This window comes from Arthrobacter sp. JB02-1C, assembly GCF_057748045.1.
This window is the reverse complement of sequence record NZ_CM173235.1, coordinates 1,876,905-1,892,044: the sequence shown is the minus strand read 5'-3', so window position 1 is coordinate 1,892,044 and position 15,140 is coordinate 1,876,905. Positions and strand designations below refer to the sequence as shown.

At 69.0% G+C, this 15,140-nt stretch carries 14 protein-coding genes and 2 riboswitches; of the genes, 7 read left to right on the top strand and 7 right to left on the bottom strand.

Annotated features, from left to right (window positions below; genetic code table 11):
* Positions 1-16: 16 nt before the first annotated feature.
* The 4 genes from AC3ANP_RS09155 to AC3ANP_RS09140 all read right to left on the bottom strand — a co-directional run bounded on the left by AC3ANP_RS09155 (position 17) and on the right by AC3ANP_RS09140 (position 3,986).
* Positions 17-517, bottom strand: a complete 501-nt coding sequence (locus AC3ANP_RS09155; protein WP_488329883.1) for an HNH endonuclease — start codon at positions 515-517, stop codon at positions 17-19.
* 245 nt (positions 518-762) lie between these two features.
* Positions 763-1,539, bottom strand: coding sequence for an NlpC/P60 family protein (locus AC3ANP_RS09150; RefSeq protein ID WP_488329882.1), 777 nt, complete (start codon positions 1,537-1,539; stop codon positions 763-765).
* Between the two features lie 263 nt (positions 1,540-1,802).
* Positions 1,803-1,961, bottom strand: a riboswitch (cyclic di-AMP (ydaO/yuaA leader).
* Between the two features lie 147 nt (positions 1,962-2,108).
* Positions 2,109-2,927, bottom strand: coding sequence for a M23 family metallopeptidase (locus AC3ANP_RS09145; RefSeq protein WP_488329881.1), 819 nt, complete (start codon positions 2,925-2,927; stop codon positions 2,109-2,111).
* Between the two features lie 4 nt (positions 2,928-2,931).
* Positions 2,932-3,144, bottom strand: a riboswitch (cyclic di-AMP (ydaO/yuaA leader).
* Between the two features lie 149 nt (positions 3,145-3,293).
* Complete coding sequence (locus AC3ANP_RS09140; protein ID WP_488329880.1) at positions 3,294-3,986, bottom strand: iron-dependent transcriptional repressor DtxR; 693 nt, start codon at positions 3,984-3,986, stop codon at positions 3,294-3,296.
* Positions 3,987-4,311: 325 nt separating this feature from the next.
* On the opposite strand from AC3ANP_RS09140, the gene serC reads away from it, so the two are divergent.
* On the top strand, positions 4,312-5,442 hold the full coding sequence (gene serC / locus AC3ANP_RS09135) for a phosphoserine transaminase (protein WP_488329879.1): 1,131 nt from the start codon (positions 4,312-4,314) through the stop codon (positions 5,440-5,442).
* 22 nt (positions 5,443-5,464) lie between these two features.
* On the opposite strand, the gene AC3ANP_RS09130 is transcribed toward serC, so the two are convergent.
* The 3 genes from AC3ANP_RS09130 to AC3ANP_RS09120 are packed head-to-tail and all read right to left on the bottom strand — an operon-like array spanning position 5,465 to position 7,744.
* Entirely contained in the window at positions 5,465-6,772 is a 1,308-nt protein-coding gene (locus AC3ANP_RS09130; RefSeq protein ID WP_488329878.1) for an MFS transporter, read from the bottom strand.
* 51 nt (positions 6,773-6,823) lie between these two features.
* Complete coding sequence (locus AC3ANP_RS09125; RefSeq protein ID WP_488329877.1) at positions 6,824-7,351, bottom strand: DUF3027 domain-containing protein; 528 nt, start codon at positions 7,349-7,351, stop codon at positions 6,824-6,826.
* A 9-nt stretch (positions 7,352-7,360) separates the two neighbouring features.
* On the bottom strand, positions 7,361-7,744 hold the full coding sequence (locus AC3ANP_RS09120) for a cold-shock protein (RefSeq protein ID WP_488329876.1): 384 nt from the start codon (positions 7,742-7,744) through the stop codon (positions 7,361-7,363).
* A gap of 178 nt (positions 7,745-7,922) precedes the next feature.
* On the opposite strand from AC3ANP_RS09120, the gene AC3ANP_RS09115 reads away from it, so the two are divergent.
* The 6 genes from AC3ANP_RS09115 (at position 7,923) to AC3ANP_RS09090 (ending at position 15,061) form a co-directional block, all read left to right on the top strand.
* Positions 7,923-8,156: a hypothetical protein gene (locus AC3ANP_RS09115; RefSeq protein ID WP_488329875.1), complete on the top strand. Its 234-nt coding sequence runs from the start codon at positions 7,923-7,925 to the stop codon at positions 8,154-8,156.
* A gap of 10 nt (positions 8,157-8,166) precedes the next feature.
* The gene (locus AC3ANP_RS09110) at positions 8,167-10,668 is read left to right on the top strand and encodes a helicase-associated domain-containing protein (RefSeq protein WP_488329874.1); all 2,502 of its coding nucleotides are present in this window, start codon (positions 8,167-8,169) and stop codon (positions 10,666-10,668) included.
* Positions 10,665-12,311: a DNA repair helicase XPB gene (locus AC3ANP_RS09105; RefSeq protein WP_488329873.1), complete on the top strand. Its 1,647-nt coding sequence runs from the start codon at positions 10,665-10,667 to the stop codon at positions 12,309-12,311. The genes AC3ANP_RS09110 and AC3ANP_RS09105 overlap by 4 nt, the downstream gene beginning before the upstream one ends.
* Before the next feature lie 67 nt (positions 12,312-12,378).
* The gene (locus tag AC3ANP_RS09100) at positions 12,379-13,089 is read left to right on the top strand and encodes a response regulator transcription factor (RefSeq protein ID WP_488329872.1); all 711 of its coding nucleotides are present in this window, start codon (positions 12,379-12,381) and stop codon (positions 13,087-13,089) included.
* Positions 13,090-13,092: 3 nt separating this feature from the next.
* A complete protein-coding gene (locus AC3ANP_RS09095) occupies positions 13,093-14,658 on the top strand; it encodes a sensor histidine kinase (protein WP_488329871.1) in 1,566 nt (521 codons plus the stop codon).
* Between the two features lie 115 nt (positions 14,659-14,773).
* Positions 14,774-15,061: a WXG100 family type VII secretion target gene (locus AC3ANP_RS09090; protein WP_488329870.1), complete on the top strand. Its 288-nt coding sequence runs from the start codon at positions 14,774-14,776 to the stop codon at positions 15,059-15,061.
* Positions 15,062-15,140: the final 79 nt, after the last annotated feature.

The window sequence follows — 15,140 nt, the reverse complement described above, 5'->3', positions numbered from 1 at the left end:
ACCAGACAGCGGCGGTTCAGTGCGCCGATTCGGGCAGCAGGAATGGGTCCCAGGCAGGCGTGGGCTTTTCGAGTTCCTTGATTTGCCAGGTGCGGCCCTTCGGCGGCCCGGGGGCGAAGCCGAGCTTCCAGCCCATCTCGGCCGGGGTATGGTCCCCCTTGGCGTTGTTGCAGCGCAGGCACGCGGCCACGAGGTTTTCCCAGGAATCCGCGCCGCCCCGGGACTTGGGCTGGACGTGGTCGATGGTGTGGGCAGCCTTGCCGCAGTAGGCGCAGCGGTGGTTGTCCCGTCGCAGCACTCCGCGCCGGCTGACCGCCGTGAGGGTGTTGTAGCGCGGCCTGATGTACCGGTTCAGCAGGATCACCGAGGGGCGGCCCAGGATGTCCTGCGGCCCTACCACCGGGTCGTCCCCTTCGGCCACCACGCTGGCCTTCCCGGTCAGCACAAGCACCAGCGCCCGGCGGAAGGTGACTACCGCCAGCGGTTCATATCCAGCATTCAGAACGAGAGTGCGCATCCGCATACCTCTTCACGGCCGCACCCGCCAGGGGCACGAGGGCCGGCTGCCCTCTGCATGGTCGGGCTATGGATCGACACCACAAGCGTAAACACCCAAGACCGGATTACCGAATTTTCTTTTCACGACAACGTCGCGCGTCGCGCCCGGACCACCACCGGGGAACGCAAAAGACCCCCGCCGCAGGGCAGGGGTCTCTTGCAAGGTGCCGGCCGGCTGATGCCGGCCTGCGTCGTGGAAGGTGCTTAGCCGCCGACGCGGATGAAGACCGGGCCCGAGCCCACGTTGACGCTGTACAGCGCGGTGGTGCCGCCGTTCCAGCCGCCGTGTACGGCCATGCCGTTGCCGACGTACACAGCGATGTGGGCCATGCCCACGCCGCCGTTCTGGTAGTAGGCGAGGTCACCCGGCTGGGCCTCCGCTGCGCTCACCGTGCGGCCGAGGGACAGGTAACCTGCCGGCCAGCCGTGGTAGTTGATGCCTGCCGCGGCGAGCGCGTTGGTGGCCAGCATGGTGCAGTCCTGGGAGACGCCGATCTGCGCGTACGCAGCTGCGGCAATCGTGGCGCCCATGCCGCTGACGGCACGGGGTGCCTCGGAGGCGGCCAGGGAGGCCGTCGCGGTGCCGGTGGAGGCGGTGGCGGTCGCGGCGGTGCCGGTGGAGTCCTGGACCGTGATGGCGGGCTTGGCGGCCTCGGCAACCTGAACGACCGGAGCAGCGGCAGTATGGACGGCCGGCTTCTCGTAGGTGATCGCGATGCTGGAGGCGGCCGAGATGGTTGCCGGCGCGGTGGTGGACTGTACTTCGAGGGCGGACGCGGACGTCGATTCGCGCTGCACGTTGGTTTCGGCAGCGTTGGCGGCGATACCGCTGGTCAGCACCAGGCCCGAGGCTGCGGCGATGACGGCGGCCTGGCGGCCCATGCCACCGGCGTTTTCGCCGACGGCCTTGGCAATGACAGCCAGCGAGTTGGTCTTGGTGACCTCCGCGCGGTGCCGTGCAATGGTTGCACGAGTAGTCATTAAGTTCTCTCTTTCGTGATCCTTTGTCCGCGCTGTTGCAGGCGGGACTGAGGACGCTCCGGCATCTTGGGGGTACGCCGGATCGCCCCCGAAACGGGTTTCTTTAGCGAAGGGTGTACTGCGAAGACGCGCCAAAAGCGGGAACTGCGGTGTGCGAACCAGTCCGGGCGCCGGCAAGGGCAGCACGGAGCATGGAGTTCAGCGGACTCAATTGAGCGTCGCTGGCGCGCGAACGCGCAGCATTGTGGCGTGAAGACACGAAAGTAGCCTCTCCCAATGCCTACGAGGTGAGCTGTCGGATTCGGATGGGAGTCACCCGGCCGCGCTGCTTCCTGGGAAGCTTTGCGACTTAACCCCAAGGCCTTCTTGCGAAGACCAAAATTGGTTCCCCCGCCCCTGCCAGACGATGTCATGCGAACGGACCTTGAGCGGTGGCAGAGTTAGGCAATCCACTCAAGAGCGCCAACTCCGGAGGAGTTGGCGTGCTTCATACGGTACAACAGTTGGGACTCAATGTCACATTCAGATCACGGCGTGTCAAACAAATGCGAGTCATCCCTCAGGTTGGCTTAAAGCCAGCCGAGCGGGTCAACGACTTCCCCGTTGACCATCACCTCAAAGTGGAGGTGGCAGCCGGTGGAGGCGCCGGTGGTTCCGCTCATCGCCACCACGTCGCCGCGGGAGACCTGCTGGCCCACCCGCACGCTGGATGACGACAAGTGGTTGTAGGTGGTCTCCAGGCCGTTGCCATGGTCGATCACCACCCGGTTGCCGCCCCCGTAGGGGTGCCACCCGGTGAAGGTTACGGTGCCGCTGGCAGCGGCGTGCACGGCGGTGCCGCACTGTGCGGCATAGTCCTGGCCGCGGTGGAACTCCCCGACTGCGCCCGTGATGGGGCTGACCCGGTAGCCGAAGGCCGACGCGGTGACCATATTGTCCAGCGGCGCCCCGAGGCTGCCGGCGGAGGCAGCCCGGGTGATGCTGCCGGCGGACTGCGCACCCAGCAGCTGCTTGAGTTTGCCCTCCGGGTCGCCCTTGGTGGTGACGGCGGTGCGGTTGAAGTCGATCTGCGCGGCAGCGGCCCGGACCTCGGGCTGCGCGGCCGCGGCCACCGCGCCGGTCCGGCTGTCTTCGGCCGTCAGCACGGGGCCGGTGGCCGGGACGGCTACGGTGAGGGCCAGGCCGGTGGAGGCAAGGGCAATGCCGGCCTTCTGGCCGATGCCGCTGGCGCTGGCAAAGTCCGCAACCTGCCGAAGCGGGCTGCGGCGGCCGCGGCGCTCATCCCGGCGCGGGTCCCGCGGGCGCTCGGCGTGGACGACGTCGGCCGGGCGCGGCTCCGGAGCGGGACCGGTCGCACGGCGGCGGCCCCTGACAGTCTGCATGGTCAAGAACGGTTCCTCTCTGGATAGCCTGCGAAGTTAGCTGTCGGATTCGGGTCAGAGAGATCAAAGACCCGGTCCGCCGGTGCAAGCATCCGGACACGGCCAACCAGGGAGGGGTTGTTCGTGGAGTTGCTTGCCGCTAGCGGACTTCACCCCGAGGCCGATGCAAGATCGGCCGTGAGTGGTTCCCCCGCCTCTGCCAGAAAGGTGACTCGTTGACTGATCCGCTGGCAGAGCTCGGCTTCGGATCCGGTAACGCTTTAGTATCGGTGCTAGTGCTCAACTATAGGCGATTAAGCCCGGCGGTAATAAATCCGTTATCTGTATGTGGACAACGTGTCCGCCGCTCCGGCGGGGAGGTCCTTCGCCGGACTAGCCCAGCGTCACGAACACATGGGCCGCCACTTCCGGCGGCAGCTCCAGGGCGCCTTCAATGTCCGCCACGCGCACCGAGATGTACTCCCCCACCCGCTCCAGCGACACCCTGGCGCCCGGACGGATGCCGCCTTCGTCCAGCTGGACCAGCAGTTCCGGCTCGACCTGGATCGGCTCCGCCAGGCGGTTCACCGTCACCCGGGAATCCGCGCCGTAGCCGGACATGGCGTCGAGCAGGCTCAGCACGCCCTCCGAGGCCGCCGCAGGCAGCCCGCCGAGGTCGGCCAGGCCCGGGATCGGGTTTCCGTAGGGCGACACGGTTGGGTGGTCCAGCATGTCGAATATCCGCTGTTCGACCCGTTCGCTCATCACGTGTTCCCAGCGGCACGCTTCCTCGTGGACATAGGCCCAGTCGAGCCCGATGACATCGGCAAGCAGCCGCTCGGCGAGGCGGTGCTTGCGCATGACTTCAATGGCCCGCTTACGGCCCGGCGCCGTCAACTCCAGATGCCGGTCGCCGGACACCACCACCAGGCCGTCGCGTTCCATCCGCCCGATCGTCTGGGACACGGTGGGGCCGGAATGCCGCAGCCGCTCGGCGATCCGGGCGCGGAGGGCGACGATGTTCTCTTCTTCGAGTTCCAGAATCGTCCGAAGATACATCTCCGTGGTGTCGATCAGATCCGTCATTCAGCTCAGCTCCTCGAGCGCCGTCCTTTGCGTTTCCCCACCGTACAGCGCACCCAATGCGCCCGGGCGTGGCCCGCCATGCGTCACCGGCCAGCCTAGCCTATTTTGAATTAGTCCGGATAATCTGCCGGTGCGGGCCGGCGTTCCCCGCCCGGTCGTGCCGCCGGCAGGGCTGCCGGCGCCCGAGTGGTCTCAATGACCGGACTGTGACGGGCGTTTTTCCCGGCCGGGCCGGCCCGTCGGGCAGAATAAATCCGGGTCCTTGCCGCAGTCGGCCCGGGATCCGTCCGAGCCCGCCACGCACCCAGCCACAATTGGAGCCCCAGTGAGCGACACCAGCATTACCATTCCCGCAAACCTGCTGCCGCGCGACGGACGGTTCGGCGCCGGCCCGTCCAAGGTCCGGCCGGAACAGATCGAGGCTCTCCGCGCGGCGTCGGGCACGCTGTTGGGGACTTCACACCGGCAGGCGCCGGTGAAGAACCTGGTGGGGTCCGTCCGCAGCGGCCTGGCCGATTTCTTCCGGGCCCCGGACGGCTATGAGGTCATCCTGGGCGTGGGCGGCTCCACGGCGTTCTGGGACGTCGCCAGCTTCGGCCTCGTCGAGAACAAGGCGCAGCACCTGTCGTTTGGCGAGTTCGGTTCGAAGTTCGCCTCGGCCACGAACAAGGCGCCGTTCCTGGCCGATTCCTCAATCATTAAGGCCGAGCCGGGGACGCGCCCCGAGGCCCGGGCCGAAGCCGGCGTCGACGCCTATGCCTGGCCGCAGAACGAGACCTCCACCGGCGTCGCCGCCCCGGTCAAGCGGGTGGCGGGGGCGGACGAGGGCGCCCTGGTGCTGGTCGACGCTACCTCCGCGGCGGGCGGGCTGGACGTCGACGTCGCCGAAGCCGACGTGTACTACTTCGCGCCGCAAAAGAATTTCGCGTCCGACGGCGGCCTGTGGCTGGGCCTGTTTTCTCCGGCGGCGCTGGAGCGCGCCGCCCGGGTCAAGGACAGCGGACGCTGGATCCCGGACTTCCTGGACCTGCAGACAGCGATCGAGAACTCACGGCTGAACCAGACGTACAACACGCCGGCGCTGGCTACCCTGGTCACCCTGGAGGCACAGGTGCGCTGGCTCAACGCCAGCGGCGGCCTTGATTTCGCGGCCGCGCGCACCGCCGATTCGGCCGGACGCATCTACCGCTGGGCGGAAGCGTCGGCGTACGCCACGCCGTTCGTCGCCAGGGCCGAGGACCGGTCCAACGTGATCGCGACCATCGACTTCGACGATTCGGTCGACGCCTCAGCCATCGCCAAGGTCCTGCGGGCCAACGGTGTGGTGGACACCGAGCCGTACCGCAAGCTGGGCCGCAACCAGCTGCGGATCGCCACCTTTGTGGCGATCGACCCCGATGACGTCTCGGCCCTGCTCGAGTGCATCGACTTCGTGGTGGAGGAACTCCGGCAGTAGCTGTCGGCGCCCTCGCGGCCGGTCAGCGGTCGACGGCGTTGTCCGGGCTCTCCGCCCGGCCGGCGCCGTCCGCCGGGGCGACCCGGAAGTACCGCAGCCCCCTGGCCCGGCGGTTGAAGCTGATCCGGAGGTGCTGCGCCCGGGCAATCCAGATCATCCCGATCAGCGCCGCGGCCAGCCCGGCGACGGCGGCGACCCCCATCGACCAGCGCGGTCCTGCGACGTTCGCGACCCAGCCCACCAGCGGGGCGCCGATGGGGGTTCCGCCCATGAAAATCGCCATGTACAGCGCCATCACCCTGCCGCGCATGACCGGGTCCGTGGTGGTCTGGACGTAGCCGTTGGCGCTGGTCATCATGGTGATCGCGAACAGGCCGACGGGCATCAGCGCCACCCCGAACCAGAAATAGTCGGGCGCCAGCGCGGCCAGGCCGGCGGTTACGCCGAAGGCGCCGGCGGCCCCGAAAATCACCCGCATCCGCGGCTTCCCGCGGCCGGCAGAGAGCAGTGCCCCGGTCAGCGAACCGATGGCCATAATCGAGTTCATCAGGCCGAAGGCGCTGGCGTCGAGGCCAAACTCGGTGCCGACCATGGCCGCGATGAACAGGACGAAGTTCAGCCCGAGGGTCCCGACGATGAACACCGCCACCAGAACCACCACGATGTCCGGCCGGAAGCGCACGTAGCGCAGGCCCTCCCGGATCCGGCCCTTGCCCGCGGCGGCCTTGGGGAGTTGCCGCAGGGAGGCGGTGGGAATCTTGGCCAGGCTTAACAGCAGGGCCAGGAACGTCAGCGTGTTGACCAGGAAGACCCAGCCGGGCCCGATCGCCACCGTGAGCACGCCGGCGACGGCGGGGCCAATCATCCGGGCCACGTTGAAGGACGCGCTGTTCAGGGCGACGGCGTTGGGCAGGTAATCGTCGCGCACGAGTTCCGAGACGAACGTCTGCCGGACCGGTGCATCCAGGGCCGAAACGATACCCAGCAGCAGGGCAAAAATGTACACGTGCCAGAGCTGCGCCGCCCCGGACAACACCAGCAGTCCGAGGGCGGCGCTGAGCAGGGCCATCCCGGACTGCGTCAGGATCAGCAGTGTCTTGCGGTTGAAGCGGTCGGCAACCAGTCCGGCCACGGGAGCGAGAAAGAGCTGCGGGCCGAGCTGCAGGGCCATGGTCACGCCCATGGCCCCGGCATCCTGGCGGGTCAGGTGGTCAAAAACCAGCCAGTCCTGCGCGGTACGCTGCATCCAGGTTCCGATATTGGAAACCAGGGCGCCGATGAACCAGATCCGGTAGTTCAGGACGCCAAGCGACTGGAAGGTGGATCTCATCTCCGGGCCTCCCCCCGTAGGAGCGTCGCTGTCAGCAAGCCTTCCGTCGCCTCAAACAGCCTTGTCTGCCGCGGCGTCGGCGGCGTCGGCGGCGGCGGCGGCGTCCGCGGCGTCGTCGTCCTCCTGGGGGGCGTCCTCGGCCGGTGCCGCGTCCGCGGCACCCTGCTGGGCGTCCTCCTGCTGGGCGTCCTCCGGCCGCACCCGCTCGGCCCACGGAACCCATTCCGGGGCCAGGATGGAATCGTCGGAGGGCAGCAGGCCCAGTTCATCCACGGTGACGGTCTTCGAGCGCGAGTTCCGGGTCAGGACGGCGTACCACTGCCAGCCGCCGTAGCCGGGCAGCCGGGACTCGAAAAGGTGCGTGACCAAACGGTCACCCTCGCTCTTGGCGGCCAGGTGCCGGCCGATCTGTTCTGCGGGAGCGATCCCTTCCACGGCGGCACGGGCCACGTCCACGGAGGCGGCCAGGAAGGCATCCGGTTTGCCGGTACGCCAGACGGGGACACCGTAGCGGGGCTTGGAGCCTGCCTTGGCGCCCGCGGCTGGCACGGCGGCGTTCTGTCCGGATTCCGTAGTCATGACGGCGCCTTACGCGTCCAGCTCGTCGGCGACCTTGCGCAGCGCGGTGGCGATGGCTTTCGCCTTGTTGCCCTCCGGGTACTTGCCGGCGGACAGCGTTCCGGAAAGGTTGTCCAGCACGCTGACGAGGTCCTGCACCAGCGGCGCAAGGTCCTTCGCACTGGGCCGTTTGGCCTTGGCAATCGACGGCGTCTTGTCCAGCACCCGCAGGCCCAGGGCCTGGGCACCCTTGCGGCCGTCGGCCACTCCGAACTCCACCCGGGTGCCTGCCTTCAGCTCCGTGATGCCTTCCGGAAGCGCAGACTTGGGCAGGAAGACCTCCTGGCCGTCCTCGCCCGCGAGGAATCCGAAGCCTTTTTCCTTGTCATACCACTTGACCTTGCCGGTGGGCACGTAATCAACCTTCTTCGTTCTGCTGGGACGCGGCCGACGGTCACCGCATCCGCATGGTTATGCGGGTTCAGGGAGTGACTGCCCGGACCGTGATGGTCTGTTCCTCCAAGGTTATCCTGCCTTGGCTAATTTGGCGGTTTGAGGCGCGGGGCAGAGCCCGCCTGTTAGCGTTGCCTGCATGACACCACAGCGCTTCAGGCAGCCCCTCCTGATCCTGGCGGCCGCTGCCGCCGTGCTCTCCCTTGCCGCCGTCGGCGTTGTCATGGTGATGGCCCTTAATCATTCCGTGGCGCCGGCGTGGATCACCTCCACAGCTCTCTACGGACTGCCGGTGGCCTTCCTGCTGATGCTCGCCCTGGTGGCCGGCGCCGTCGCTGCCCGGCGCCGGACGCGGGAACACGGCGAGCGGTAACGTTGGACTGATGTCCCTTATCCGCGCGCTGAGCAAGGAACTGCAGGCCCGCAGCGACGACTCGTTGCGGGCCCTCTTCGCTGCCCGGCCGGATCTGATAGCCCCGCCGGTGCCCGACTTTGCCGCCCTCGCCGCCCGGGCCAGCGGCCGTGTGAGCGTGCAGCGCGCGCTGGAACGGCTTAACCGCCCCGAAATGCAGGTCCTCGAGACACTGCACTTGTGCACGAATACCGACACGGGGCACAGCGCCTCGGCCGCAACGCTGAAGCGGCTGATCAACGGCGCCACCCTCACCGCGCTGGAACGGCTGCTCCACTCCCTCCAGGAGCTGGCCCTGGTGCACCGGGCGGACCCCCCACATGGCGCCGGCGCGGCCGCAGGACGCCAGCGGCACTACCTTCCGGTGGGCAGCCTCAAGGACGTCGTCGGCATCTACCCCGCGGGGCTGGGACGCAGCTACACCGAACTCGTCCGGCTGCAGCCTGCCTTCGCGCAGCGCGTCGTGCAGCTGGTCGGCGAGCTGCGTGAAGGCGGCGCCGACATCGCCGCTGCCGCCACCCCGATGGAGGCGGCGCTGTCCCTGCAGCACTGGACCGCCTCGCCGGAGGCGTTGCAGCGGCTGCTGGCGTCGGCACCGGACCGTACGGCGGCGCTGCTCGCCCGGTTCGGCAACTGGGCCATGGGCGCCGTCCCGCAGGCACAACGGCGGGCTTCCGTGCTGCACGAAGGCCCGGACGTCGGCCCGGTCGACTGGCTGCTGGCCCGCGGGCTCCTCGTCCCGCTGGATGCCGCCCATGTGGAGCTTCCGCACAGCGTGGGGCTTGCGCTCCGCGGCGGCTTCGTCATCGAGCATTTCGCGCTGACCCCGCCGGTACCGCGGTTGGGCACGACCAGCGCGTCGCTGCGCCGCAACGCGGCCCTCGGGGCCATCGCCGAGACGCTGAGGCTGGTGGGCGAACTGCTCCACACCGTCGGGGAGCAGCCGCTGGTCACCTTGCGCAGCGGCGGTGTGGGCGTGCGCGAAATGAAGCGGCTCGCGGACGCGCTGCGGATCGGTCTGCCCGACGCCGGTGTGCTCGCCGAGCTCTGTGGCCTCGCCGGGCTGCTCCGGCTCGATGTGGACAGCTCCGCCTGGGTTCCGGCGCCGCAGTTGGAGTGGCCTGCACTGCCCCGGCAGGAACAGTGGCTGTGGCTGGTCAATGCCTGGCTGGCCAGCGAACGGGTCCCGTCCCTGGTGGGGCAGCCGGTGAACGGGGTCCCGACGGCCCAGCCGCACCGGGGCCTGGCCGGCACCGCCATCAACGCCCTCTCCGCCGAAGCCCAGCGGCCGGACGCCCCGGTGGTGCGGAAACGCATCCTGGAAATCCTGGCCGAACTCACCCGGGAGGCCGGCGCGGGTGACGGTGAGGCCCCGGTGCTGGACGCCGGTGCCGTGCTGGAGCGCGCCGACTGGGCGCAGCCGCGGATGGCCCGGCGGTTCAGTTCGCTGATCCGCGGCGTCCTTGCCGAAGCCGAGATGCTGGGGCTGGTCGGCTCCGGCGCCCTGAGCCAGATCGGGGCAGCGATTGCCCTGGAGCAGCCCGACGAGGCCCTCGCCATCCTGGGCGAACACCTGCCGGCCGCGCTGAACCACGTGCTGCTGCAGGCGGACCTGACCGCCGTCGCCCCCGGCTACCTGGACCCGGAGCTGAGCGAAAAACTCCTCGCCATGGCGGATGCCGAGGGCCAGGGGCCCGCCACCATCTACCGCTTCTCCGTCGCGTCGGTCCGCCGCGCGCTGGACGCCGGCCACGATGCCCGAACCCTGCTGGAGTTCCTGCGGGAGCATTCGGCCACCGCCGTGCCGCAGCCCCTGGAGTACCTGATCGAGGACACGGCTGCGCGGCATGCCCGGCTGCGGGTGGGACCGGCGGCGAGCTTCATCCAGAGCGAAGATGAGACCGCCCTGCTGGAACTGCTCAACACCGCCGCCGCTTCGGGCCTGAACCTGGTCCGGCTCGCCCCCACAGTCCTGGTCTCGGCTGCGGCCCCGCGCGAGGCCGCCCAGGTGCTGCGCGGCCTCGGCCTGTCCCCGGCGCTGGAGGAGTCCGGCTCCGCCGTCGTCCGGCTGCGGCGCGGCATCCCGGCGCCGGGAACCGCGCGGCCCGTCTACAGCGCCCCGCGCAGCGCACCGGCGGACGCCGACGTCGACGCGCAGCTCGCGGTGTTGCGCGATGGCAAGGGACCGGCCGGCGCACCCGCCGGCACCGCAGCGACCGGCACCGCGGCGCCGGCGGGCGGCGAGGCCGCCACGCAGCTGGGCCTGGAGACCTTGCAGAAGGCCATCCGGCTCAAGCAGCGGGTGGTGATGAACGTGGTGGACAGCCTCGGGAATGCCAGCCGCGAAACCGTTGTTCCGGTGGCTGTGACAGGGGGCCGGGTCCGGGTGTTTGACCCGGCGAAGGAAACCGAACGCGTCCTGTCCATCCACCGGATTATTGATGTTGAGGCCACGGAGGAACTGCTCCAGTGAGTGACGGACCGCTGATCGTCCAGAGCGACAAAACCATCCTGCTCGAAGTGGACCATGAGCTGGCCACCGAGGCGCGCCACGCGATCGCGGCGTTCGCCGAACTGGAGCGCGCCCCGGAACACATCCACAGCTACCGCCTGACGCCGCTGGGACTGTGGAACGCCCGGGCCGCCGGCCTCGACGCCGAGCAGGTGCTCGATACGCTGCTGAAGTACTCCCGGTTCCCCGTTCCGCACTCGCTGCTGATCGACGTGGAGGAGACCATGTCCCGCTACGGCCGGCTGCGGCTGGAGAAGGACCCGCAGCACGGGCTGGTCATGCGCACCTCCGACTACCCCGTGCTCGAAGAGGTCAGCCGGGCCAAGAAGATCGCCCCGCTGCTGGGGCCGCGGATCGACGCCGAAACCGTCGTCGTGCATTCCTCCCAGCGCGGCCAGCTCAAGCAGCTGCTGTTGAAGATCGGCTGGCCCGCGGAAGACTTCGCCGGCTACGTCGACGGCACCCCGCACCCGATCATGCTCAACGAAACGGGCTGGAAGCTCCGGCCCTACCAGCAGCTGGCGACCGAGAACTTCTGGGCCGGCGGCAGCGGCGTCGTCGTCCTCCCCTGCGGCGCCGGCAAGACCCTGGTGGGCGCCGCCGCGATGGCCACCAGTTCCACCACCACGCTGATCCTGGTGACCAACACGGTGTCCGCGCGGCAGTGGAAGGACGAGCTGCTCAAGCGGACCTCGCTGACGGCCGAGGAGATCGGCGAATACTCCGGCTCGGTCAAGGAAGTCCGCCCGGTGACGATCGCCACCTACCAGGTGCTCACCACCAAGCGCGGCGGCCTGTACCCGCACCTGGAGCTGGTGGACGGCAACGACTGGGGCCTGATCATCTACGACGAGGTGCACCTGCTGCCGGCCCCGATCTTCCGGATGACCGCGGACCTGCAGGCCCGCCGCCGGCTGGGCCTGACCGCCACCCTGGTCCGCGAGGACGGCCGCGAGGGCGAGGTTTTCAGCCTGATCGGGCCCAAGCGCTACGACGCGCCCTGGAAGGACATCGAGGCGCAGGGGTACATCGCCCCGGCCGACTGCGTGGAGGTCCGGGTGGACCTGCCGCGGGACGAACGGGTGGCCTACGCGATGGCCGAGGACGCGGACAAATACCGGCTCTGCGCCACCTCCGAAACCAAGACCGGAATCGTGGAGCGGCTGGTAGCCGAACACGCCGGCGAACAGTTGCTGGTGATCGGACAGTACATCGACCAGCTGGACGAGATCGGCGAGCGCCTGCAGGCGCCGGTGATCAAGGGTGACACCTCGGTCAAGGAACGCCAGCGGCTGTTCGACGCGTTCCGCGCCGGCGAGATGCAGACCCTTGTCGTGTCCAAGGTCGCCAACTTCTCCATCGACCTGCCCGAAGCCTCGGTGGCGATCCAGGTCTCCGGCTCCTTCGGCTCGCGCCAGGAGGAAGCGCAACGGCTGGGACGGCTGCTGCGGCCCAAGCAGGACGGCCGGGCTGCCCGTTTCTACTCGCTCGTGGCCCGGGACACCCTGGACCAGGACTTCGCCGCGAAACGCCAGCGCTTCCTCGCCGAGCAGGGCTACGCCTACCGGATCATGGACGCGAAGGACGTGGGCGCCACCGGCTAGCTGGCCCCCACGAAACACACATCCGCCTCCCAGAAAACACCCAGTGTCTGGGAGCATGATGGGAATCATGAAAAAGAACGGTCCCGAAGCCAAGCTGCTTGTCGTTGATGATGAACCCAACATCCGCGAGCTGCTCTCTACCTCGCTGCGCTTCGCCGGGTTCGAGGTGGTGTCGGCCGGCACCGGGCGCGACGCCCTCGCGGCCGCCGAACTGCACGCCCCGGACCTCGCCGTCCTGGACGTCATGCTGCCGGATATGGACGGGTTCACCGTCACCCGCCGGCTGCGCGCGGCGGGCAAGCATTTCCCGGTGCTGTTCCTGACCGCCAAGGACGACACCGAGGACAAGGTCACTGGCCTCACGGTCGGCGGCGACGACTACGTCACCAAACCGTTCAGCCTCGACGAGGTGGTGGCCCGTATCCGCGCCGTACTGCGCCGCACCCAGCCCCTGCATGATGATGACGCCGTCATCCGGGTCGATGACCTTCAGCTCGACGACGACGCCCACGAGGTGCGCCGCGGCGGCACCGTGATCGAACTGTCCCCCACCGAGTTCAAGCTGTTGCGCTACCTGATGCTCAACCCGAACCGGGTCCTCTCCAAAGCCCAGATCCTGGACCACGTCTGGGAGTACGACTTCAACGGCGACGCCTCGATCGTGGAGTCCTACATCTCCTACCTCCGGCGCAAGGTCGACATCGACCCCGAGGCCCCCGCCCTGATCCAGACCAAGCGGGGCGTCGGCTACGTGCTGCGGACGGCCGAAAAGCGCTGACCCTTGCTCAAACGTTGGAAGGCGGCGTCGCTCCGGTCGCAACTGGTCGCCATCATGATGGCGTTGATGCTCGTGGCCCTCACCGCCACGGGCGCCGGAACGCTCGCGCTGGTGCACAGCTACCTCCAGGGCCAGGTTGACGACAAGCTGAAGGCCGCCGTCGAAACCGCCCACCAGCAGCAGTCGTTCAGCCAACTGCAGGAGCAGAGCCCGAACGTCCCGACCGACTATTCGCTGACCCTGTTCGGTCCCGGCCAGCCGGCCATTGTCTTTGGCGGCAGCAAGACCTCCCGCCCGGCAATCAGCAGCATCAGCCCGGACGAGGCGCGCGCCCGCGGCGAGGTTCCATTCCAGGTCCGCGGCACCGACGGACGGAACTGGCGGGTAGTGGCGGTCAACGTCGTGGACAGCAACCGGCACGACCTGGTCGTGGTGATCGGCCTGCCGCTCTACCCCGTGGACGCTGTAGTGGAACACGCCACCCTCGTCGTGGTCGGTGTGGGGCTGTTGACCCTGGTGCTGGCCTTCTTCATCGCCACCTGGACCGTGACCCGCTCGTTCCGGCCGCTGGCACGCGTGGAAAAGACCGCAGCCGCCATCGCCGCGGGCGACCTGTCCCGGCGCGTCGAGGTCGAAAACCCCGACACCGAGGTCGGCCGGCTGAGCCGGTCGCTGAACGCCATGCTGGCGCACATCGAGTCTGCCTTCGCCGCGAGGATGGCCTCCGAGGCCAGGATGCGCCGCTTCGCCGCGGACGCGTCCCACGAACTCCGCACGCCGCTGGTCACCATTCGCGGTTTCTCCGAGCTGTACCGGCACGGTGCCCTCGCCACCCCCGAGGATGTGGCCACCGCCATGGGGCGGATTGAGAGTGAGGCGCAGCGGATGGGGGCCATGGTGGAGGACCTGCTGCTGCTGGCCCGGATCGACGAGCAGCGCCCGCTGGAGCGCCGGCCCGTGGATCTGCTGCTGCTGGCCCACGACGCAGTGGTGGACACCCGGGCCGGCGACCGTAGCAGGGTAGTTTCGCTATGCGGTCTCGACACCGCGGCGGCGGCCCCCGCGCCGGTGATGGGCGACGAGGCGAAGCTGCGCCAGGTCATCGGCAACCTGGTCGGCAACGCGCTGCGGTACACGCCGGACGGCAGCCCGATCGAGCTTGCCGTCGGGGTGCGGAGCGATGAGTCCGGCGCACTCCGCTCCGTAGTCGAAGTGCGGGACCACGGGCCGGGTGTGCCCGAGGATGAGGCAACCCGGATCTTTGAGCGCTTCTACCGCGCGGACACCTCCCGCACCCGGGAAACCGGCGGCAGCGGCCTGGGCCTGGCGATCGTGGCTGCCATCGTCGGCTCGCATGCGGGCACCGTGCGGCTCCAGCAGACCGACGGCGGCGGGGCCACCCTGGTGGTCAGTCTGCCGTTCCTGGCCGAAGGGGAGCCAGTGGCGGACACCGGCGAGGCGGTTCCGGAACAGGCGGCCCCCGGCGAGGCGGCCCCGGAACAGGCCGGCCCTGCGGCGGAGCAGGCGGCAGCCAACCACGTCGCCCGGGGCGGCGCGCCGCGCGTCTAGCGGTTTTCCACATACAGCGCCTGCCCGCTGGGGCCCGGCTGGCCGGCTGCCTAGGCTCGAAGCGGTCCGGAGAGTCCGGATCCCCGGCACGCCGTCAGCTCCGAAAGGCCGCCCCATGAGCATCATTTCCGTCGACACCGAACAGCTTCAACTCAAGTCCGCCAGTGTCCGCGCCACCGTGGAACGGATCAGCACCGACGTGCAGGCCATGCGGCGCGGACTGGACGAGCTCCAGGGCAGCTGGCGTGGTTCGGCCGCCACCAACTTTCAGGCCCTGCTGGCCGAGTGGGCGCTGACCCAGGGAAAAGTCGAGGCCTCCCTCGCCTCGATCAATCTCGCCCTCAACTCGGCGGCTGCCAATTACGCCCAGACCGAGCTGAACAATGCCCAGCGATTCAGCTAGCTGCCGCGGACCATCGGGCGTCGGAAGCAGGGCACTCCGGTTGGGATCCTGCCATTGTGCGCTCCGGCGGGGATGCTGC